Origin of the sequence: Brucella sp. NBRC 12950, assembly GCF_030268145.1 — a bacterium.
Lineage (GTDB): Bacteria > Pseudomonadota > Alphaproteobacteria > Rhizobiales > Rhizobiaceae > Brucella.
In genome coordinates, this window is record NZ_BSQC01000006.1 from 25,026 (window position 1) to 46,518 (window position 21,493).

The following is a 21,493-nucleotide window of genomic DNA, read 5'->3' on the forward strand; positions in this document are numbered from 1 at the left end:
ATGAGTGTCACCCCCGCACTTGAAACACACTCGACGGCAAAACCGGCTGGCACAAGCTTACGTGATCTGACCCGATTGGTTGCTTCACGCCCCGCACTTGCATTGCCATCACTCTTTCTAACACTAATTGCCGTTGCAACGCTCTGGCCGGGTTTACTCACAACAGCTGATCCATTGCTGGCAGATCCGCTACAGGCACAATTGCCGCCTTCTGCAGAACATTGGTTTGGCACCGATCATTTGGGCCGCGACGTGTTTTCACGCGTGGTTCACGGTGCGCGCTATTCCGTTCTGATCGGCTTTAGCGCTGTGGCTATCGGTGCTATCGCTGGCTCGATTTTGGGGCTGTTGGCTGGACTATCGCGCGGCCTGATTGATGAAGCAATTTCCCGCTTTCTCGATGTGGTGTCTTCGTTTCCCGATCTTCTGCTGGCTCTTGTTTTCATCTCGTTCACAGGACCGGGCACCGTCAATCTGATCTTTGCGCTTGGGGTTGCCATCATTCCGCGTTTCGCCCGCGTCGTGCGCGCGCAGACCTTCGTTATTGCGCAAAGCGGTTATGTCGAACAGGCGAAAACATTTGGGCTGAAACGTCACATCCTCGTGCTGCGACACATATTGCCCCACGCCATTGCACAGGTTCCGATTTTGGCAACCATCGGGCTTGGCACAGCGATCATCAGTGCTGCGGGCTTGAGCTTTCTTGGCATGGGACCGCAACCACCAGCACCCGAATGGGGCGCGATGCTGTCAGAAGCGCGCAATTATCTGCGTGTTGCTTGGTGGATTGGTGTCTGGCCCGGCCTTGCGATCACGCTCACCGTTATATCGATCAGCATTCTCGGACGCCGCTGGCAGCTTGCCTTTGAAGGCCGGAGGCAGTCATGACAACGCCGCTTGTTGAAATCCGCAATCTGTCCATCAGCTTTCAGCGCGATGATCAATTGGTGAAAGTTGTCGAAGGCATTGATCTGACCATTCATCCCGGCGAGACAGTGGCGCTGGTCGGGGAATCCGGTTCCGGCAAGTCAGTGACCGCACGAGCACTGATCGGACTTTCAGGCCCGAGCGCTATCGTCAAGGCTGACCTTTTCGAGATCGATGGTCTGAGTGTCCTTGATTACCGCGATAAGGAATGGCGGGGTTTGCGCGGCAACAAAATCGGTTTTGTCCTGCAGGACGCGCTGGTATCGCTCGATCCGCTACGTCGTATCTCGCAACAGCTTTCCGATGCCTTCGGCGTCAAGGGCTTCTTCCGAAGGCCGGATGTCACGGATCGCAGCAAGGCATTGCTGCGCTCGGTCGGCATTCCCGACCCTGATCGCAGATTGCTGCAATATCCACATCAGCTTTCCGGCGGTTTGCGGCAACGCGCACTGATCGCAACAGCGGTTGCACGCTCGCCGTCACTGCTCATTGCCGACGAACCGACCACAGCGCTTGACGCGACGGTTCAGAAGCAGATCCTCGATCTTTTTGCGGAGCGACGCCAAGCGGGACACACACTTCTGCTGATTAGCCATGACCTTGCTGTTGTCTCAAGGCTGGCCGATCGCGTTCTTGTCATGCACAATGGCCGCATCGTTGAGGAAGGCCCGACTAACCAGATCCTCAATGCGCCGAAGGAAGCCTATACGCGACATTTGCTCGAAGCCGTGCCATCGGCAGGTTCGCGCGGCTACCGGCTATCGCCAGCACAGCCGCACCAACCGCAAGTCAGGGTGGCCCTACCAGCAAAGCGCATCGATGAGAGCACTAATGTTCTGGAAGCCAAAGGGTTGTTCAAACATTATGGCAAAGCAAACACGCCTTTGGCCGTCAATGATGTCTCATTCTCGTTGAAAGCTGGCGAAGCGCTCGGCATTGTTGGGGAATCCGGCTCTGGCAAAACCACCGTCGCGAAGATCGTTCTGGGGTTAACTGAACCCGACCAGGGTACGGTACATATTGATGGCAGACTCTGGAGCAATCTGCGCGAGGAGCAACGCCGCGCACAGCGTGCGCATATGCAACTGATTGCGCAGGATGCGCTCAGTTCGTTCGATCCGCGTTACACGGTTGAAAAGATCGTCGGTGAAAGCCTTGATTCCGTTCATATCTATGGTGATGAACGCCGCAAGCGCGTGGTGGAAGTGCTGGATGCGGTGCGTCTGGGGGCGCAGTTTCTCAAGCGCTATCCCCGTGAATTGTCGGGCGGTCAGCGCCAGCGCGTCGCCATCGCGCGTGCCTTTGCACCGCGCCCGAAATTGCTAGTCGCCGATGAGCCTGTAAGCGCGCTTGATGTATCGGTGCAGGCACAGGTCCTCGACCTTCTGGCTGAGCTACAAGCAGCTTCAGGCACATCGCTTCTGTTCATTTCGCACGACCTTGGCGTCGTCCATCATCTGACAGACCGCGTTCTGGTGATGAAGGACGGTCGCATCGTTGAAAGCGGCGCTGTTGAACGCGTCTTTTCCCAACCACAGCACAATTACACACGCGCCCTGCTGGATGCCGTTCCAACGATAAGCGCGGCCTGAATTACTATTTAACGCGCATCTTGTCCGAAAACCGTTTCACACGTTTCGGCATGCGCTTCTTGAGGAGATCACTATGACAAGAACACGCACCCGCCGCTTGAAAACCCTGTTTGGTGCCAGCAACGTTGTTTCCGCGGACAATGACCAGGACAAGACCTTTGGGTTCAAACGCGCAATAGAGTTGGCAAAGAAGGCTGAAGCCGAGAAAATCACCGGTCTTTTTACTGCCGACCTTCTGCAACTTGATCCGGCGGGTCTAGCGGGCACGACCGGCACGCAAGACCCGGTTATCGCGCTCGCAGCGCTGGCACATGCCACATCGCATATCGGGCTTATTGCGACCGTCTCAACGACATTTCTGCATCCTTACAATCTCGCACGCCAGATCGGCACGCTAGATCATTTGAGCGGTGGCAGAACGGGCTGGAATGCCGTGACCTCTTCGGTCGGCGAAGAGAATTTCGGCGGCGATCTGCCAAGTCCGGAAGAGCGCTATGAACGGGCTGCGGAATTCATCGAGATCGTGAACGCGCTCTATGATGCAAATGAACGTGATGCGATCACCCGCAAAGCGTCGGGTAATATCTCTGTCCACCCGGAAAAATTTCACCCCATCAACTATCGTGGCAAGCATTTCAGCGTAGAAGGGCCACTGAATGTGCCACCTCTGCCGCAGGGTCGTCCGGTTCAGTTTCAGGCCGGCCAATCCGACGCCGGTGTCACCGTTGGCGCCCGCTATGCTGAAGTCGTCTATACATCGCAGCCGAAGCTCGAAGATGCTGTGGCCTTTGCCACCGAGCTGCGCCGCAGAGCGGCACAGTTTGGCCGTGGCAACAATCTGCCATTCATCATGAACTCGCTTCATTCGCTGATTGGCTCATCGGAAGCCGATGTTGCTCGCCGTCTGAAAGACAAGCATGAGGCAATCGATTATGATCAGGGACGTGTCAAACTTGCAGATATGCTCGGCGGCCATATTGATCTGAGCGATCTGCCGCTCGACAAGTCTCTACCGGAAAACCTGCTGCCGGAAATCACCAGCATTAACCGCCGCCGGGGCCGTGTCGAAGTCTTCCGCCGCTATGCGCGTGAAGGTCTGACCCTGCGTCAGTTGATTATTGAGGCACAGGAAACCGGCCATTGGTCGATTGCAGGTACGCCGAAGCAACTTGTTGATGCGATTGAAGAACGCTTCAATAAGGGTGCTGTTGACGTTCTCACACTGCACGGCATTGGTAATCCCGATCAGGAAGATTTACTTTTAAATGGTCTGATCCCGGAGCTTCGACGCCGGTCGTTGATTGATACGGATTATATCGGTTCTGACTTCCGCGCCAATCTGGAACTGCCAGCCTTATCCGTTGCAACACCATCTCAGGCCCGGAGCGCCTGAAATGGCAAAGCGTGAGGGTTTTCTGCGTTTTGGCTTGTTCGTCTATCCGGTCGGCCACCATATTGCGGCATGGCGGCACCCGGATGCTGTTGCAAATGCTGGCATCAATTTCGACTATTACCGCAACGTTGCCTCGCTGGCAGAAGCAGCCAAATTCGATCTGCTGTTTCTTGCCGATGGTGCAGGAACCCGCGGCGACAATCTCGAAATTCTGAGCCGCACAGCGCACAGCTATGTAGCACAGTTTGAGCCACTCACGCTTTTGTCAGCGCTCTCGGCTGTCACCAGCCATATCGGTCTTGTTGCAACGGCCTCATCAAGCTTCAATGAGCCTTTTCACATCGCACGAAAATTTGCCTCACTTGACCATTTAAGCGGTGGTCGCGCAGGCTATAACCTTGTGACTTCGGCCAGCGACTTTGAGGCGCGCAATTTCAATCTCGACCACCATTATGAACATGCCGACCGTTATGAACGGGCGGAAGAATTTGCCGATGTCGTCACGGGACTATGGAACAGCTGGGAAGATAATGCCTTTCTTTATGACAAGGAGCAGGCACGGTTTTTCGACCCTAACAAGCGGCATGTACTTGATCACAAGGGCAAGCACTTTTCCGTTCAGGGACCGTTGAATGTGCCGCGTTCCCCGCAAGGGCATCCGGTGACCGTGCAGGCTGGTTCATCGGCAGCAGGAAAGGAACTGGCAGCAAAAAGTGCAGATGTTGTTTTCACGGCACAGCAGACTATTGCGGAAGCTTCCGCTTTCTACAAAGATGTCAAACTGCGTGCAGCGCACTATGGCCGTGATGCCGACGATATCAAAATCATGCCGGGCATTTTTCCGGTTGTTGGTCGCACGAGGCAGGAGGCTCGGGATAAGTTCGATCAGCTCCAGAACCTCATTCACCCGTCTGTGGGGCTCAATATTCTGTCTTCTGGCTGGTCCGGCCCCGACCTTTCGCAGTTCGATCTCGACGGTCCCGTGCCGGAGTTGCCGGAAACTCAAGGCAGCAAAAGCAGACAAGAGCTTCTGTTTGAATTGGCGCGGCGCGAAAATCTAACCATTCGCGAACTTTATCTCCGGGTTGCGGGCGCGCGTGGTCATCTACAAATCGTTGGCACGGCGACGGACGTGGCTGATGCGCTCGAAGAGCGTTTTGAAACCTATGGCGCGGATGGCTTCAATGTGATGCCGCCTATCTTCCCGGCAGGTCTGGAAGACTTTGCCGAACTGGTGTTGCCGGAGCTTCGTCGCCGCGGGCTTGCCCGCAGCGATTATGATGGTCCGACATTGCGGGACAATCTCGGTTTGAAAATACCGATCCATCCAGCGACATCGGTTCAGAGTTCAGACAGCTTAGCTGCCATCAAAAAAGCGGTTTGAAGGGCGTGGGAGGCCGAGGTGTTCACGCAGTGTGCTGCCCTCGTAATCGGTGCGGAAGATACCACGGCGCTGTAGCTCAGGCACCAGTCTTTCCGCCACATCATCAAGGCCTTGCGGAAGGAAGGGGAATACAACTGTGAAGCCGTCACTGGCATCCTCTTCCAGCCATTTCTGCATTTCATCGGCAACGCTTTCGACAGTTCCGACGAAAGCAAGACCCGAATAGCCGCCGTAACGCTGGGCGAGCTGACGGACAGTCAGCTTTTCCTCTTCAGCCAATTTAAGCACCTGCGCCCTGCCCGACTTGCTTGCATTGGTTTCGGGAATTTGAGGCAAATAGTCGTCTGGATCAAAGCCTGATACATCGTGGCCCAGAGCAATCGATAGCGATGCGATACCGCTATCATAATGAACAAGACTATCGAGCTTCGCACGCTTCTGCTTGGCTTCCTCAAGGCTATCGCCAAGGACAATGAAGGCTGCAGGCAATATCTTCAACGACGATGGCGCGCGACCGGCAGCTGCCAAGCGCGACTTCAAATCAGCATAAAGCTTTTTTGATTCAACAATGTCTCGCGGCGCACAAAACACCACTTCTGCGGTTTCAGCCGCCAGCTGGCGGCCCGGTTCTGATTGACCAGCCTGAACAATTACCGGCCATCCTTGTACTGGACGCGCAATATTGAGTGGTCCACGCACATTAAAATCATCGCCATGATGATCCAGAACATGCATCTTGGATGGATCAAAGAAGATGCCGCTTTCCTGATCCCGGATGAATGCATCATCCGCAAAGCTGTCCCAAAGTCCGGTTACAACATCATAGAACTCGCGCGCACGCTTGTAGCGTTCGCCATGCTCGACATGCTCGTCCTTGCCGAAATTAAGCGCTGAATCGGGATTGGATGTCGTGACGATGTTCCACGCTGCGCGCCCCTGGCTAATATGGTCAAGCGAGGCAAAACGTCTGGCAATATGGTACGGCTCGTCAAATGTGGTGGAAGCAGTCGCCGCCAGTCCGATCTTGTCAGTCACCGCAGCCAGAGCTGACAGCAGCGTGAATGGTTCAAACGACGTAACCGTATGACTGCGCTTCAGTGCCTCGACCGGCATGTTGAGGACCGCAAGATGATCCGCCATGAAGAATGCGTCGAATTTCGCCGCTTCAAGTTTCTGGGCGAAAGCCTTCAGATGATTGAAATTGAAGTTTGCGTCGGCATAGGCACCGGGATATCGCCAAGCGCCAGTATGCAGACTTACAGGGCGCATAAACGCCGTAAGATGAAGAGACTTGTTCAATTGATTGTTCCTGAGGCTATTGCGAAATGAGGTGGGCGCTTCTCGATGAGCGTTTTTCAGATCGGTGATTTTACGACTACGCACTCATTGAGCTAAGGAATATGATTGTGCAGCCTGCGCCACTCAAGGAATTTGCGCTTCATATTTCCGTGATTCATGGAACATAGTGCTAAGCGCCCGTCACAGAGCAATGTTAGACTCCATCCCAATATCTTGCGTTGGCATTATTGGGTTTTATCGAAAAACCCAACATGGCATATTTCCAAAGTGGAACCGGCTTCAGCATTTTAACGTTGAAGATATCGACCCGATCGGCCTTGGGATAATCAGATTATCCCTTTTGGCGCGGAGGAAAATAACCAAGGGAGGTCAGAAAGATGAAAGCACGCACGGCAAGTGTTGGTGATCTGGAAAGCGTTTTTCACGACCTTTCAGAGCGAATGGCAGCAGAATATATCGCGGCTGGGAAAGACGTGAGATCGGCCTATGATAACCTTACCATGAACTTGCGCGAAGGACGCGCACATGCACTGATTGAAGACGACAAGGTCGTGGCGATCATTGCCTGGCAAGAGGCGGATGATGGAACAGATACGCTGTTTGCAGCGAAGGAAGATTTCTTCAATGCGCGATCCGTCCGCTTTTGCCGGAAGCACATAAAGCAAATTCAGGCGCTTTCTGGCGACCGTCCGATACATTCCAGAAGTTGGCTCGATCGTCCTGATGTCGTTAAATGGTTTCGGATCATTGGTTATCGGGAGATCGATGGCGAGCAAGGTTCCAAGCTTTTTGAGCTTGGTGCCCCAGCTGGAAACAGCCTCTCCAGCCAGTAAAATTAAGCGGCGCCGCGCCTATCAAGCGCGGCGCGAGCTACCGCAAGCCTTCAGCAATTATATCAATCGTTGCTCTCACGCGTGACGCAAGAACACGCCCGCCCGGCCATATGACATGGATCGGCAACGAAGGCGTTCTGATATCCGGCAAAACCTGAACCAACGCGCCGGACAAGAGCTTGTCTTCGACCAGCCAACGGGGTACCTGAACAAGCCCCAAGCCAGCAATACCCGCATCAACGATCATATCAAAAGCAGCAAAGCTATGGTTCGCGCGGATATCGCATCGAACCTTTTCCCCATGCTCGTTTAAAACGACCCATGGTTCATTCCGCCCACCACGAAACTGCATGACGCAGAAATGCTCTTGAACGTCACTCAGTTTCAAAGGCTTACCGTAGGCCGATATATAAGAGGGCGATGCACAAATGATGACGTCCTGCTGACCCACGCGTTTAGAAATCAGATCCATACTATCGGGCAGATCACCGATCCGCACCGCAAGGTCGTACCCCTCTTCAATGAGGTTCACGACGCGGTTTTCAAATGACACTTCAAAATGCAGCTGTGGATGGGCCTGGGCGAGTTGCATCAACAAAGGTGCAACGCATTTCCGGCCAAACAAATCCGGCAGATTAATCCGCACCCGTCCTGCCGGAACAGCTATGCGGGAAGAAAGTGCAGTTTCTGCATTCGCAAGCTCTTCAAGCGCCCGACGGCAACTTTCAAGATAAACGCGCCCCTCGTCGGTCAGGCTTAGACTGCGGGTCGTGCGATGAAACAACCGCACACCGAGACGATCTTCAAGCCGAGCAACAGATTTGCTCACCGCAGATTGCGACAGGCCCAACACGGTTGATGCAGCCGCGAAGCTGCCCGATTGCTCAGCCTGAACAAATGCTCTGATACCATTTAACCGTTCGTTTGAAATCATCTGTCGATAATATTTGTCGTGATTGAATATAAATAATGCCAGAAGTGCGAAATTTTCTCCATGATAAATTGCCTTTCACACAATTTCAGCGCTGTGAAGGGTGAGCAATGTCAGAAGCACTGCGAGATAAGACAATCGTCGTGATTGGTGGAAGTACCGGGATAGGGTTTGCCGTTGCAAAGAAGGCGGTAGAAGCCGGCGGCAAGGTCGTTATAGGCGCACGCGATCCTGCAAGACTTGAACAGGCTGCTATAACTCTGGGAGAGAGATCAACCGCACTGGAAGTCGATACCTCCGACATTCAATCTCTCGCGACATTTTTCAGAGCAATCGGCGCTTTCGATCATCTGTTCGTCCCGGCGGCCACCTACACTGTGGTCGGCCTCGACAGCGACGACATAGAGGCAATTGAAAGCCCGTTTCGTTCAAAGTTCTGGGGCCAATACTGGGCTGTGAAACAAGCTGTTCCGCACCTCGACAAGGCTGGTTCGATCACCTTGATGGCCGGTGCAGCCAGCGCAAGGCCAATCAAGGGTGGCGCAGTTTATGCAGCTTGCAACAGTGCAATCGAAGGGCTCGGTCGCGGGTTGGCGATTGATCTGGCACCCATCCGGGTGAACACGATTTCACCCGGTACGATCGACGGCCATCTTTGGCAAAATCGTCCGCAGCAAATACGCGAAATAGCCTATGAACACTATCGTCAAAATTCGCTTGTTGGCAGACCAGGCACTGAATCCGAGATTGCCGATACCGTACTTTACCTCATGGGAAACAGGTTTGTGACCGGTTCTAACCTTTATCCTGATGGTGGATACGCGCTTCGCTGACACCCGATATAACGACTGGCTGCATTATCTGAAGTTTCTAATGCAGCCATCTGATTTTAATAGGCTTCTCCGCGCAGATGACTCGCCAGAAAGCCGAGATTATCTTGTCCCCAATAAGTCTCAGTATCGTAAATATAGGTCGGAAAACCAAACACACCCTTGTCGACGGCACGTTCGCGATCCGATTTCCATTTGGCCTGAACGTCGTGATCATTCTCACGCCCAACCAGATACTGACCGTTGAAACCGGCTTCATCGGCGACCGCACTGCGGACTTCCGGCTTGCCAATATCCTTGGCCTCAGACCAAAACGCATGTTGAAGCACGCGTGTCAGCTGCAGCCAGTTTTGACCTTCAAGGTAAGCCGCAATCACACTGAATGAAGCAGGTGTGGGATCACTCAGAGCCGGGCGATCATCAATGAAAAGCGGTTTGCCGCGAAACTTGGCCCAACGCTTGAGATCCTGCGTGCCATAAGCGCGACGGGCTTCCGGACGATTGCGCGAAAAGATGCCGCCATTCTCCTCGATGACGGTCGCAAGATATGGCTTGATCTCGACCACATGCCGCTCTGCCAGTTCCTCGAGCGTATCAAGCCCGAGATATGACCAGGGCGAGCCGATGGAAAAGAAATAATCAATCGATTTTGGCACGTTTTATCCTTTTATATGTGAGTGCATTCCGACAAGTGTGAACTTGTTTTCGGATAAGATGCGCGTAGAAATGTTATTTGAACTTCGGCAATCCGGGCGGATTGGTCTCCGATTGTTTGAGGGCTTCTTCCTCCAGATGCCAGCGATCGAGAATGCGGGCATAGTATCCGCTCGCAATCAGGCTGTTGGTGGCAATGGTCAATGCATCGGCAAGTCCGCTGCCTTTACGCGTTGTAATCGCCACATCCGAGCGATCCGGCCAGCCCGCACTCAGCGTGCCGACGCGTTTGATATTCTTGTCGCGAGAGGCGATGAACACGAGCTGCGCGTGGGGCTGCACGATAACATCGGCCCGGCCCGATTGCAGAGCCAAAAGGCTGGCAGCTTCATCATCGTAATATTGCAATTCCAGCGGTTTCAGACCCGCCTTCTCATTCTCTTCGCTCCACTTGACCAGAATGCGCTCCTGATTGGTGCCCGCACCCACGATGATGCGGAGGCCTGCAGCATCCTTTGGTTCCTTGATGGAGGTAACACCACTATCGGCCTTTACGAAAAAGCCATGCAGGCCTTGCCGATAGGTCGAAAAGTCGAACTTTTCCTTGCGCTCTTCCGTTACGCCAACATTGGATATCACGGCATCATATTTGGCTGATGCGAGACCCAGCGGCCAATCGATCCATGCAACAGGAACGCTTTCAAGTTCAAGCCCCAGGCTTTCGGCAATCGCCGACGCATAGTCTGCATCCGCACCCACAACAGTCTTGGCATCTGTGGCATAGGCCGCCAGCGGCGGACCACCCGGCGCAACGGCCACAGTCAACTTGCCCGGCGTGACGAATTTGAAATCTGCGGGGATGGCGCCAATTGCCTTGGCATCTCTCTGCACATGAATGCGACCAGCTTGCTCGGGTGATAAATCAAAATCATCCTCCGAAAAGGCCGACAGGGAAGATGCGCCTACCAACGCCGATACAGCAACTAACAGAGCGACTGCTCTCATGAACCGTTCTCCATTTGTGTAAACTAGAGCGGGCTGGCATATGCGTCCCCTCATGTGCCAGCCCAGCCCCTCACGAACCGCTTTTCGGCAGGCCCTGTGGATTTGTCTTGGCTTCGGTGATGGCTTCCGGTCCAAGGTTCCAGGTCTCAAGAACTTTGGTATAGGCACCGCTTGCAATCAGATCGTTGAGAACATTGGTCAGTGGAGCTGCAAGCCCACTGCCCTTGCGCGTTGTGACCGCAATCTCGGCGGTGATCGGCCAGCCGCCACTCACCGTACCAACCAGCTTGGTCTTGCCATTGATGCCAGCGGAATAGGCCTGCGTCGCGTTCACGCTGAACACCGCATCGGCACGGCCACTTTGAATGGCGAGATCCTTGACCGCGTCATCGTCGTAATATTGCACCTCAATCGGTTTCAGACCGGCTGCAACATTCTGACGATCCCACTCCAGCAGCACCTTTTCCTGATTGGTGCCTGCATCGGTGATGATCTTGAGGCCTTCAATATCCTTGGGCTGTTTCAGCTCCTTGATCGCGCTGTCAGCCTTGACGTAAAAGCCAAGCTCATCCTTGCGATAGGTGGAGAAATCAAACTTTTCTTTCCGCTCTTCCGTCACTGTGACATTGGAAATCACGGCATCGAATTTGCCAGAAGCAAGCCCAAGAGGCCAATCGGCCCAGGCAACCGAAACCAGTTCGAGATCGCGGCCGAGACTATCGGCAATGATCTGTGCCAGATCGACATCGTAGCCGATGACAGTCTTGGAATCTGACGCATAGTCGTGCAGCGGCAGATGCCCGCTGGTGCTGATGCCAATGGTCAGAACACCGTCTTTGACGAATTCGAAGTCCTTGACCTCATCGATACGCTTATCGATTTTTTCAACCCGCAAACGGTTTGGCTGTTCTGGACTGAGATCAAATCTGCCCTCACTCCATGCAGCATTGGTCATCAGCAAAGCCCCTGAAATCAGGCCCGCAGTGAAGTATCCCGCTTTTCTGATATAAGCCATATTCCCATCTCCTTGAGTGTAAAACTCTGTGTAATGACCTGATTTCTTTAGATTTTACCCCGTTACGAGCGGATCTCACGACCCGCTTTTCGGCAATCCGGCAGGGTTGGTTTTGGCCTCATCAACGGCTTCTGAACTCAGGCTCCAACGCTCAAGCACCTGATGATATTTGCCGTTCTTGATGAGTTCATTGAGCGAGAGCGTTAGCGTATCGGCCAGACCGCTGCCTTTGCGTGTGGTGATTGCCACCTCGGCCGTCTGCGGCCAGCCGCCGCTTACCGTTCCCACAAGCTTGGTTTTGCCGTGCTGCGATGCAGCATAGGCCTGCACTGCATTGACGCTGAAAACCGCATCCGCACGACCGGAATCAATCGCTAGGCTCTTGACGGCATCATCGTCGTAATACTGAATTTCTACAGGCTTCAGGCCCGCTTCGACGTTCTGCTTGTCCCATTGCACAAGGATGTTTTCCTGATTGGTGCCTGGATCGGTGATGATTTTGAGCCCCGCAATGTCCTTCGGCTCTTTCAGCGACGTGATCGGACTGTCGGCCTTCACATAAAAGCCAAGCTCATCCTTGCGATACGTTGAAAAGTCGAACTTTTCCTTGCGCTCTTCAGTTACGGTCACATTTGAAATAACCGCATCGAACTTGCCAGATTGAAGCGAAAGCGGCCAATCCGCCCAGGCGATTGGCACCAGCACAAGCTCGCGACCCAATGTATCGGAAACCAGCTGAATAAGATCGGGATCGAAAGCCACGACAGTCTTTGCATCCGTTGCATAAGTGCTGATCGGAGGCACCCAGGGATTAATGCCGACGACGAACTTGCCGTCCTGCACAAACTTGAAATCCTTGGGAACGGCATTGACGACGGCTTCGCTCTTTTCCGTGCGCAAACGGTTTGGCTGCTCCGGGCTAAAATCAAGCTCTGCGGAAAAGCCTGGCGCGCTGAACAGCGTTGCTGCTGCCAGAAAGCTGCCCAATACTGCGCTCTTGTAGTTGACTGATTTCATTGAATGACTCCTGAGAATAATCTGAATTTTGGACAAACAATCCCCGTCGACTGCCCCGTCAGGGCAATCGTAAGTGTCGGGAGTTGTGGTTTGGATCCTGAGCGCATCCCGAAAAGTGGGAACCCGTTTTCGGGATGCGCTTAAAAACAACGGGCGTTCTGGCGTCAGAGGACTTTTGCAAGAAACTCCCGGGTTCGGGGATGCGTTGCCGCATTGAAAAGCTGCTCTGGCCTGCCGGTTTCGAGGATACGGCCCTCTTCCATGAACACCACCGTATCCGCCACTTCACGGGCAAAGCCGATCTCATGGGTTACGATGACAAGCGTGGTGCCAGAGCGTGCAAGCTCCTTGATGACATCCAGCACTTCACCAACCAGTTCCGGGTCGAGCGCCGAGGTTGGCTCGTCGAACAGGATGACTTTTGGATTGAGTGCCAATGTGCGGGCGATGGCGACACGCTGTTGCTGACCGCCGGAAAGCTGGCGCGGATAGGCATTGATTTTTTCGCTGAGACCAACGCGGGCAAGCAGGCGTTTTGCAATCACGGTCGCAGTATCGCGGCTCAGTCCACGGACAATCATCGGTGCTTCAATGATGTTTTCCAGCACCGTCAGATGCGGGAAGAGATTGAAGTTCTGAAACACCATGCCGACATCGACGCGCTTTTTCAGAATGTCTTTTTCTTTTAACTCGTAGAGCGTGTTGCCGCTCTGGCGATAGCCCAACAGTTCGTCATCAATCGAGATAAAGCCATCATCCACGCGCTCCAGATGATTGATGGATCGCAGCAATGTCGACTTGCCCGAACCCGATGGACCTAGGATTGCAGTCACACTACCGGGCTTGATGTGCAGACTGACATTGTCGAGAACGAGATTGTTGCCAAAGCTCTTCGATACCCCATGAATATCCACCGCACCGCGTCGCGTGCCGGTGAACCCGCTGACAGCAAGTGTTTCGGTAATCCGGGCATCCTGTTCGTTCGATGCAACATTCTCCGCTTTGCTCGATACGGGACTCTTTGCTGGAACGAAACGAGCGAAAAGTCGTGTCAGAATAGCTGGCGGCGGATTGCGTAATGCACCGCGCGAGAAATGGCGTTCGATGTAATATTGCGCGATCGACAGCACCGTCATGATGATCAGATACCAGACGGTTGCGACCATCAGCAGGGGAATGACTTCGAGGTTGCGGCGATAGATGACCTGCACAGTGTAGAAGAGTTCCGGCAGCGCAAGCACGTAGACCATCGATGTGCCTTTAGCGAGACCAATGATCTCGTTGAAGCCCGTTGGAAGGATCGTACGCATGGCTTGCGGAAGCACGATGCGGAAGGCTTGTCTGCGTCGTGGCAAGCCGAGAGCGGCGGCAGCTTCTAGCTGACCCTGATCGACAGACAGAATGCCGCCACGGATGATTTCGGAAGAGAACGCAGCCTGATTGAGACTCAGGCCCAAAAGGGCAGCAGCGAACGGACTCAGGATCTGGACGGTTGGATATTCGGCAAAAGTTAGATCAGTGTAAGGGACACCAAGTCTAACAGTTTCATATAGATATCCGAGATTGTTCAGAACCAGAAGCAGGACGATCAATGGAATGGATCGCAGCAGCCAGATATAGGCCCAGGAAAGACCGGACAGCAGCGGCGAGCGTGAAACGCGAGCAAGCGCGAGTGCGGTTCCCAATGCGAATCCCAGCACGGTTGCAAGCGCTGTCAGCCACAGCGTTCGCATCAAACCGACAAGAACAGGCTCTGATAAGAACCATTCTGCAAAGACCGGCCAACCCCATTTGGGGTTGGTCAGAACCGATTGCATCACGGCGACAATCAAGCCTGCGGCCAGGATCGTGCCAACGACGCGGGCCGGATAACGTGCCGGAACGATGCGATAATGTTTGAAATCGCCGGGACTTACGCGAGAACCTGCCTCCCTGTCCGTACCCGCAAAATCTGTAGCAATAGCCATGATCAACGCTGCTCCGAATTGCCATTTAACTTATGACTCACTGCAGACGTATCCGTCATGGAAGTCACTCGACCTGATTTTCGGAGATGAGGCGTCCAGTTTCAAAACAAATAAGTCTATTTAAACAGGCTACAGTGGATGTTTTTTCCATAACCCCCACCCTGACACCCAAGCATTTACTTAACCAAATGCCGCCTGCTTTGCAGTCGCATCGGAAGGATTAAAATCAACTTGTCTGATGTTTTCGATATTTTTCTCGAAAGGCAAAGTCCCGTAAACCTCCGGGTCGGCCGCGACATCAAAAAGTGCTGTGTATCCGTTTCTTAAGTACAGTTCTTTAGCTTCTGGCTGCCGAAAACCAGTGGTCAGATAAACGCGCTTGTAACCCTGACGGTGTGCCTGCGCTTCCAGCTCTTCAAGCACCTTTTTAGCAAGACCTTGCCTGCGCAGATCGCTATGCGTCCAGATGCGCTTGAATTCGGCCGTCACATCGTCATAGCGCATGAATGCACCACCACCGACTGTCTGGCCATCACGGAGCAACAGCAGGAAATTGCCGTGCGGAGGCGCAAAGGCTTCCGGCGGGTATTTGTTCATTTCGGCTGCTGCACCCTCTTCATTGAAATAGGTGCCGTAACGCGTGTCATACTCGATTGTCAGCGCCTCGATCAGCGGCACTGCACGAATATCGGTCGTTGAAGTATAGAGAAATTCATCCGCCATGATGGCCATCCATATTGAAGAAATCGTGCAATCTCAGATCAGCGAGGCTTCGGTCAACCGAACCCAAAACAGCGCGGCCGGAAGCAGGATTTCATCGTTGAAATTATAATTTGGGTTATGCAGGCCCGCGCTGTCGCCATTGCCGACAAAGAAATACGTTCCCGGCTTCTGTTCGAGCATGAAGGCAAAATCCTCGCTTGCCGTGCGCGGACGGAAATCTTCGATAACTGTGCCAGTGGGGAATGTGCCAAGCGCGACCTGTCGCGCAAATTCCGTCTCGGCTTTTGCGTTGATCAGGGCAGGAAATCCCCACTGATAATTGACATCAGCAACAGCACCAAAGCTTTCTGCCTGTGAACGCGCGACAGCTTCAATCCGCCGCCGCAACTCTTCACGCACAGTTTGCGAAAACGAGCGGATGGTAATGCCAAGGTCGACATGCGCCGGAATGACATTCAACGCATCGCCGCCATGAATGGAGGCCACCGTCACTACACCCATGTCAAGCGGATCAAGATTGCGCGCGACCACCGTTTGCAGGGCCAAGACAATGGATGAGGCAACCACAACCGGATCAACCGATTTGTGCGGTTCAGCACCATGACCGCCACGCCCATTCACGCGAATTCTTGCCCGGTCCACCGATGCCATTGCCGGGCCCGAGACAAAGCCGAACTTTCCTGCGGGGACACCAGGCCAGTTATGCAGCCCGTAAACGGCGTCGCACGGAAAGCGCTCAAAGAGGCCGTCTTCGATCATGCGTCGAGCGCCTGCGCCGATCTCCTCAGCTGGCTGGAAAATGAGATGCACCGTGCCGGAAAAGCGACCGGATTGGGCGAGATAGCGAGCCGCTGCCAGCAAAACGGTCGTATGTCCGTCATGACCACAGGCGTGCATCACACCGGAATTGCTGCTTGCGTAATCAAGGCCAGTCGCTTCAATTATCGGCAGGGCGTCCATGTCCGCCCTGATGCCAATGGTCTTGTTCGAGTTGCCACGCTTCAATGTGCCAACCACGCCAGAGCCACCAACGCTGATTGTAACGTCATAGCCCCATTGGTTGAGATAATCTGCCACCAGAGCAGACGTCCGGGTTTCCTTGAACGCAAGTTCCGGATGGGTATGAATGTCGCGACGCAAAGCGATAAACTCGTCGATAAACGAGGCAAGACCTGCCTCGATTTCAAGTTTTCGGTTTACGTCTGGCGACCGCTGACTATTCACGCCGCACCCCTTCGGCGACTTCCCGTATCATTGTTTTCAACTGGCTTCGCATAACGGCTCTTCGGATGGTCCAACCCCAAATTTCCGCGCAGCGTATCGTGTTTCAGGCTGCCTTCATGATATCCTCGCTCTTCCAGAATTGGCAGAACATGGGCAATGAAATCATCCAGCCCTTCGGCAATCACCGGGAAGCCAAGGATGAAACCGTCAGCAGCTTTCTGCTCTTTCCAGAGAACGATTTCGTCGGCAATCTTCTCTGCCGTGCCAATGAAGGACGTGCGTGGTGTCGCCACATTCAAAGCCACTTCACGCAGACTGAGCTTGTTTGCAGTCGCGTCGCGCTTGATGCGGTCGGTTGTCGAACGGAAGCTGTTCTTGCCGACGTCACCAAGATCAGGGAAAGGCGCATCGAGATCATAGGCGGTGAAATCATGATGGTCGAAGAAACGTCCAAGATAGGACAGCGCTTCGTTGATGCTTACGAGATTGCGGATCGCCTGATATTTCTCTTCGGCTTCAGCTTCGGTTCGTCCAACGATGGGGCCGATCCCCGGATAAATGCCGACATCGTCGTGCGAACGCCCATGGGCAACCGCACTAGCTTTGATCTGCGCATAGAATGTCTGGCTGTCCTTGATGGTGCCCGCATTGGTGAAGACGGCGTCGGCATGTTTGCCCGCAAGTCCGACACCCGCTTCGGAAGCACCGGCCTGAAAGATAACAGGCTGGCCCTGAGGTGAGCGCTGGATATTGAGCGGCCCTTCAACCGAGAAGAAGCGCCCCTTGTGATCGAGCCTATGGAAACCTTCGGGTTTGTAAAACTGTCCGCTTTCACGATCGCGAACGAAGGCGTCTTCATCCCATGAATCCCAAAGACCTTTGGTCACGTCAAGATATTCATCGGCGATTTCATAACGCAGAGCGTGCTCGGGATGTGGCTTACCATAGTTACGGCCTGACCCTTCGAGCGGCGATGTCACCACGTTCCAGCCCGCACGCCCGCCTGAGATGAGATCAAGCGATGCGAACTGTCGTGCGACTGTAAACGGATCGCTATAGGACGTCGAAACCGTGCCTGCGAGGCCAATGCGCTTCGTGTTCGCTGCGAGCGCCGAAAGGACGGTCAAAGGCTCAAAGCGATTGAGAAAATGCGGAATGGAAATTTCGTTGATGTAGAGCCCGTCTGCGATGAAGGCGAAGCTGATGCCAGCTTCTTCGGACTTGCGTGCTGTATTAATGAAAAACTGAAGGTTCACGCTGGCATCTGCCGGCCCGGACGGATGTTTCCAGGCATTCATGTGTCCGCCTGCACCCTGCAGCATCACACCGAATCTAATCTGCTTGGAACTCATTTGATGTACTCCCTATAGCCAATGGCTTTGGATCAGGCGGCAATAGCCAGACGTTCGCCTGCGAGGCTTTCGATGGCAGCTAATCTTTGCTCATGTGAAACGGCCGGGAACTCGAGCACAAACTCCGTCACCCCATATTGCTCGTGCAGCTCATCGAGCTTTTGCTTCACCTGCTTTGCTGAGCCCGCGAGCACATTTGGGTGCTTTTCTTCAACCCGGTAATCAGTCTCTCCAGCCTGCCGCGCAAATTCGGCGGCTGCCTCCTGTGTACCAACTGAAACTGATTGTCCGGAGGCGAGATGTACCTTGAAGATTTTAATTTTCGAGACCGCAGCATCAACCGCGTCTTGGCTTTCGGCAACGACCGCACCAAGCGCCAGCACAGGCACTTTTCCAGTCACATTGCGATAGGCGTCGAACGTCTTCTGCAGATTGGCAGTATCGCCATTCAAATGACCGGCATAGACAAAGTCCCAGCCGGAATGTGCGGCGAGCAACGCGCTCTCTGGGCTTGCGCCAAGCACAAATTTTTCCGCAGATACCTGTGGTTTGGGAGTTGCGGCCAGTCCTTCAAACCGACCCGATGCGATTTTGTCACCGCCGAGAAATGCGCTGAGCAGTTCAAGCTTGCTGTTGAAATCGAGCCGCTTTTCGCTGCCTGTTTCCTGCTGCAAGGCCTTGGTTGATAATGGAAGCCCGCCCGGAGCCTTGCCCACACCGAGATCAACGCGCCCGCGCCCAAGTGCCGCCAGAAGGTTGAAGTTTTCGGCAACTTTGTAAGGGCTGTAATGCTGCAGCATCACTCCGCCAGAACCAATTCTGATCCGCTTTGTCGATGCCAGAAGATAAGAAACAAGCACCTCGGGCGAAGGTCCAGCCAGTTCATCTGCATGATGATGCTCTGCGACCCAGAACCGCTTGTAGCCCGCCTGTTCGGCAGCCTGAGCATAAGAAACGGTATTTGCAAGAGCGGTTTCCGCACTACCAGCCTGTGCTACCGGGCTCTTGTCGAGAAGGCTTAACTGATAGGGCATCGGCACATCCACTTTCGCTGAGCATCGCATTGGGGCGGCCCTTCCGCGCAACGCGCACGAATATGGACCGGCCCCGAATAGTTTCTCGGCTTCGGGACGAAATCTCAAAGATCAGGTAACTGAAATCTGCCGCATTGAGGCAAATTTATTCTGTGGTGGTGGAGTATGTTGAAACGGTCTGCTTCAAGTCTGCCCAACCCGTTAGATGCTATGAAAATGGTTTTGGAGCATTCGCAGCGGCTAAAATACATTGCCGCTGCAATCAGAGTTCAAAAGAATTTTAGATGTAACGACGTGGATTGGCTGCGAGATAGAACGTGTTGATCAGCGTGTTGATATCAAACACTGGCAAACCGGATTCCGCTGCAACATAAGATGAAAACGGGCACATATTGGTGCATTCAAACAGAATAGCGCCCGGATTTTCACAGCTCGCCATGAATTCCCGGGTCATCTCCAGCATCTCTTCCTTCAGCACTTCCGTGTCTAGATAATCGCGACCTTCAATATAGGTCTGCGGAAACTCGGCATTCTGCTTCATTCCCTGCACCTGCACGGGGATCACATCGGAAGACCAGCCAACGCCTTTGAAATGTGCATCATTCATGTGATGCGCTCGCTCAGTGAAGACACCTATGACTTTGCCAGGTGGCAGCATGGCGTGAATAATCGGCGCCTGCATCAGTGATGACGTGAACACCGGAATGTTGACCTCTGCGGCAATATCTTTCTGGAACGGCCCCAAAAAACCACAGCTTGTGGTAATGGCGCGTACGCCCTCCGCTTCAAGTTCGCGTGCCGCATCGATGAATGGTTCAATCAGTTTTGGATCAGGATTGTTGCCCATGATGCGTGTGGCATGCGCACCTTTTACTGTCTTGTAACGCACAGGAAAATCATAGGACAGCGCATTGCCGATATCCCCAGCAGGACGAGGGAAAATCGTGTCCAGCATCAGCACACCTATCTGCTGGCCATAATTGGTGTAGCCACCTTTGAGCATCATAGTTTCATTCCTTCAAGTTCGGGATAATTAACAGCCGAAGCGCGCGGGCGAGAAGGCGCGAACACTGTCTGACGGGGTTACGTTGTTGATTGCGTCGAGAACGATCTCGGCGGTTTTGGGGGCTGCAGCGATCCCTATATGACCGTGACCGAAGGCGGCAACGACTCCCCGATGCTGCGTGAGTTTCCCTATCACGGGAACGCCATCTGCGGGCGATGGGCGATGCCCCATCCAAAGCTTGAGATTCTGCAGATCCTGTTTTGCCAGATTGGGATAACTCGCCAATGCGTGTTTGAGCAGCACCTCCGAGCGTCGCCAGTCGGGCGCTTTCTCCACCGTTGCCAGCTCCACCTGACCGGATAGACGCAAACCCATATTGGTCGGTGTATTTCCCATACGCCCGGTACTCGGCATGATCGGGATGTCAAAGGGAAGTTCGGCCATCGGCAAGGTTACATGATAACCGCGCTCGCTTTGCATCGGCACATACAAGCCGAGATCACGCATGATGCGCCCGGAATGAATGCCTGCCGCAAGCACGATATGATCGGCGGCAATACTCTCATTGTTCTCGAAGACGACACGCGGCGAAACACCGGTAAGCACCCTGACGACATTCTTGCGGATCCGACGAACGCCCATTTTTTCCGCCTGTGTGGCGATACCCGCAACATAGGTTCCAGTGTCCAGACAATGGGCGCCTTCGCGCACATGAATGGCAAAGCGAAAATTGCCTCCAAGCGCCGGAATACGTTCACGCAGTTCTGCTTCCTGCCATTCGTCGAACTGAACGCCGTTATCACGGCGCAGCTGCCAGCTAAGCGCTTCAGCTTCAAAGGCTGCACGATCAGGGTAGACGTAAAGTAAGCCCTTCTGCACGATGAGGTGTTCCTGCCCAGTCTTGCTGGCCAGCTCGAGATGGCGTTTCGGTCCATCATTAAGCAGCCAGTTGAGCTTGGTCGCAATTTTTGTCACCCGCGATTTTGTGGCCCCTGCGAGCAGGAAACGCGTGAGCCATGGTGTCAGCCTTGGAACCGATTTCCAGTCAAGGGTAAGTGGCCCGTTGCGATCAAGCAGAAATCCAGGGACCTGTCGCCACAGGCCGGGCATGCTCATGGGAATGATCGAGGCGGGACTGATCCAACCACCGTTTCCGTAGCTTGCACTTTGCTCGCCGCCCGGTTCTGAGCCGTCGCACAGTGTTACTTTCAAACCGGCTTCAGCGAGCCGCAAAGCGGTGGTGGAGCCGATAATGCCAGCCCCGACGACAATAACTTTGCCTGTCATGACATTTATCCGTTCTGCGC

At 54.0% G+C, this 21,493-nt stretch carries 19 protein-coding genes; 6 read left to right on the forward strand and 13 right to left on the reverse strand.

The features are described 5' to 3' along the window. The 4 genes from QSJ70_RS11395 (at window position 1) to QSJ70_RS11410 (ending at window position 5,296) form a co-directional block, all read left to right on the forward strand. The gene (locus QSJ70_RS11395) at window positions 1-888 is read left to right on the forward strand and encodes an ABC transporter permease (RefSeq protein ID WP_285536494.1); all 888 of its coding nucleotides are present in this window, start codon (window positions 1-3) and stop codon (window positions 886-888) included. Continuing rightward, window positions 885-2,519: a dipeptide ABC transporter ATP-binding protein gene (locus QSJ70_RS11400; RefSeq protein WP_215778767.1), complete on the forward strand. Its 1,635-nt coding sequence runs from the start codon at window positions 885-887 to the stop codon at window positions 2,517-2,519. The genes QSJ70_RS11395 and QSJ70_RS11400 overlap by 4 nt, the downstream gene beginning before the upstream one ends. Before the next feature lie 73 nt (window positions 2,520-2,592). Beyond that, window positions 2,593-3,912: an NtaA/DmoA family FMN-dependent monooxygenase gene (locus tag QSJ70_RS11405; RefSeq protein WP_215778765.1), complete on the forward strand. Its 1,320-nt coding sequence runs from the start codon at window positions 2,593-2,595 to the stop codon at window positions 3,910-3,912. Window position 3,913: 1 nt separating this feature from the next. Then, window positions 3,914-5,296, forward strand: coding sequence for an LLM class flavin-dependent oxidoreductase (locus QSJ70_RS11410; RefSeq protein WP_285536495.1), 1,383 nt, complete (start codon window positions 3,914-3,916; stop codon window positions 5,294-5,296). Here QSJ70_RS11410 and QSJ70_RS11415 read toward each other — a convergent pair. Further along, window positions 5,270-6,565 (reverse strand): LLM class flavin-dependent oxidoreductase, encoded by a 1,296-nt coding sequence (locus QSJ70_RS11415; RefSeq protein WP_285536837.1) that lies wholly within the window; start codon window positions 6,563-6,565, stop codon window positions 5,270-5,272. The genes QSJ70_RS11410 and QSJ70_RS11415 overlap by 27 nt on opposite strands. Before the next feature lie 407 nt (window positions 6,566-6,972). Between QSJ70_RS11415 and QSJ70_RS11420 the strand changes: the two genes are divergently transcribed. Beyond that, window positions 6,973-7,428: a hypothetical protein gene (locus QSJ70_RS11420; protein ID WP_007878990.1), complete on the forward strand. Its 456-nt coding sequence runs from the start codon at window positions 6,973-6,975 to the stop codon at window positions 7,426-7,428. A 37-nt stretch (window positions 7,429-7,465) separates the two neighbouring features. On the opposite strand, the gene QSJ70_RS11425 is transcribed toward QSJ70_RS11420, so the two are convergent. Further along, a complete protein-coding gene (locus QSJ70_RS11425) occupies window positions 7,466-8,362 on the reverse strand; it encodes a LysR family transcriptional regulator (protein WP_285536496.1) in 897 nt (298 codons plus the stop codon). Between the two features lie 107 nt (window positions 8,363-8,469). Here QSJ70_RS11425 and QSJ70_RS11430 point away from each other — a divergent pair, with 107 nt between their 5' ends. After that, complete coding sequence (locus QSJ70_RS11430) at window positions 8,470-9,192, forward strand: SDR family oxidoreductase (protein WP_215778760.1); 723 nt, start codon at window positions 8,470-8,472, stop codon at window positions 9,190-9,192. Between the two features lie 56 nt (window positions 9,193-9,248). On the opposite strand, the gene QSJ70_RS11435 is transcribed toward QSJ70_RS11430, so the two are convergent. The 11 genes from QSJ70_RS11435 to QSJ70_RS11485 all read right to left on the reverse strand — a co-directional run bounded on the left by QSJ70_RS11435 (window position 9,249) and on the right by QSJ70_RS11485 (window position 21,473). Further along, window positions 9,249-9,845, reverse strand: coding sequence for a 2-hydroxychromene-2-carboxylate isomerase (locus QSJ70_RS11435; RefSeq protein WP_215778758.1), 597 nt, complete (start codon window positions 9,843-9,845; stop codon window positions 9,249-9,251). 73 nt (window positions 9,846-9,918) lie between these two features. Continuing rightward, window positions 9,919-10,848 (reverse strand): ABC transporter substrate-binding protein, encoded by a 930-nt coding sequence (locus QSJ70_RS11440; protein WP_215778756.1) that lies wholly within the window; start codon window positions 10,846-10,848, stop codon window positions 9,919-9,921. Window positions 10,849-10,918: 70 nt separating this feature from the next. Continuing rightward, on the reverse strand, window positions 10,919-11,803 hold the full coding sequence (locus QSJ70_RS11445; RefSeq protein WP_502871680.1) for an ABC transporter substrate-binding protein: 885 nt from the start codon (window positions 11,801-11,803) through the stop codon (window positions 10,919-10,921). Window positions 11,804-11,938: 135 nt separating this feature from the next. Beyond that, window positions 11,939-12,880, reverse strand: a complete 942-nt coding sequence (locus tag QSJ70_RS11450; RefSeq protein WP_285536505.1) for an ABC transporter substrate-binding protein — start codon at window positions 12,878-12,880, stop codon at window positions 11,939-11,941. A gap of 164 nt (window positions 12,881-13,044) precedes the next feature. Further along, window positions 13,045-14,847 (reverse strand): amino acid ABC transporter permease/ATP-binding protein, encoded by a 1,803-nt coding sequence (locus QSJ70_RS11455; RefSeq protein ID WP_285536507.1) that lies wholly within the window; start codon window positions 14,845-14,847, stop codon window positions 13,045-13,047. A gap of 180 nt (window positions 14,848-15,027) precedes the next feature. Next, window positions 15,028-15,579 carry a GNAT family N-acetyltransferase gene (locus tag QSJ70_RS11460; protein WP_285536509.1) on the reverse strand — a complete coding sequence of 184 codons (552 nt, stop codon included), beginning with the start codon at window positions 15,577-15,579 and terminating at the stop codon, window positions 15,028-15,030. 24 nt (window positions 15,580-15,603) lie between these two features. Continuing rightward, window positions 15,604-16,794 (reverse strand): M20 aminoacylase family protein, encoded by a 1,191-nt coding sequence (locus QSJ70_RS11465; protein WP_285536510.1) that lies wholly within the window; start codon window positions 16,792-16,794, stop codon window positions 15,604-15,606. Further along, on the reverse strand, window positions 16,791-18,146 hold the full coding sequence (locus QSJ70_RS11470) for an LLM class flavin-dependent oxidoreductase (protein ID WP_285536511.1): 1,356 nt from the start codon (window positions 18,144-18,146) through the stop codon (window positions 16,791-16,793). Before QSJ70_RS11470 ends, QSJ70_RS11465 begins: the two co-directional genes overlap by 4 nt. Before the next feature lie 32 nt (window positions 18,147-18,178). Continuing rightward, window positions 18,179-19,180: an MsnO8 family LLM class oxidoreductase gene (locus QSJ70_RS11475; RefSeq protein ID WP_285536513.1), complete on the reverse strand. Its 1,002-nt coding sequence runs from the start codon at window positions 19,178-19,180 to the stop codon at window positions 18,179-18,181. A 280-nt stretch (window positions 19,181-19,460) separates the two neighbouring features. After that, a complete protein-coding gene (locus QSJ70_RS11480; protein WP_215778742.1) occupies window positions 19,461-20,186 on the reverse strand; it encodes an aspartate/glutamate racemase family protein in 726 nt (241 codons plus the stop codon). 27 nt (window positions 20,187-20,213) lie between these two features. Further along, complete coding sequence (locus QSJ70_RS11485; protein ID WP_285536516.1) at window positions 20,214-21,473, reverse strand: NAD(P)/FAD-dependent oxidoreductase; 1,260 nt, start codon at window positions 21,471-21,473, stop codon at window positions 20,214-20,216. Window positions 21,474-21,493: the final 20 nt, after the last annotated feature.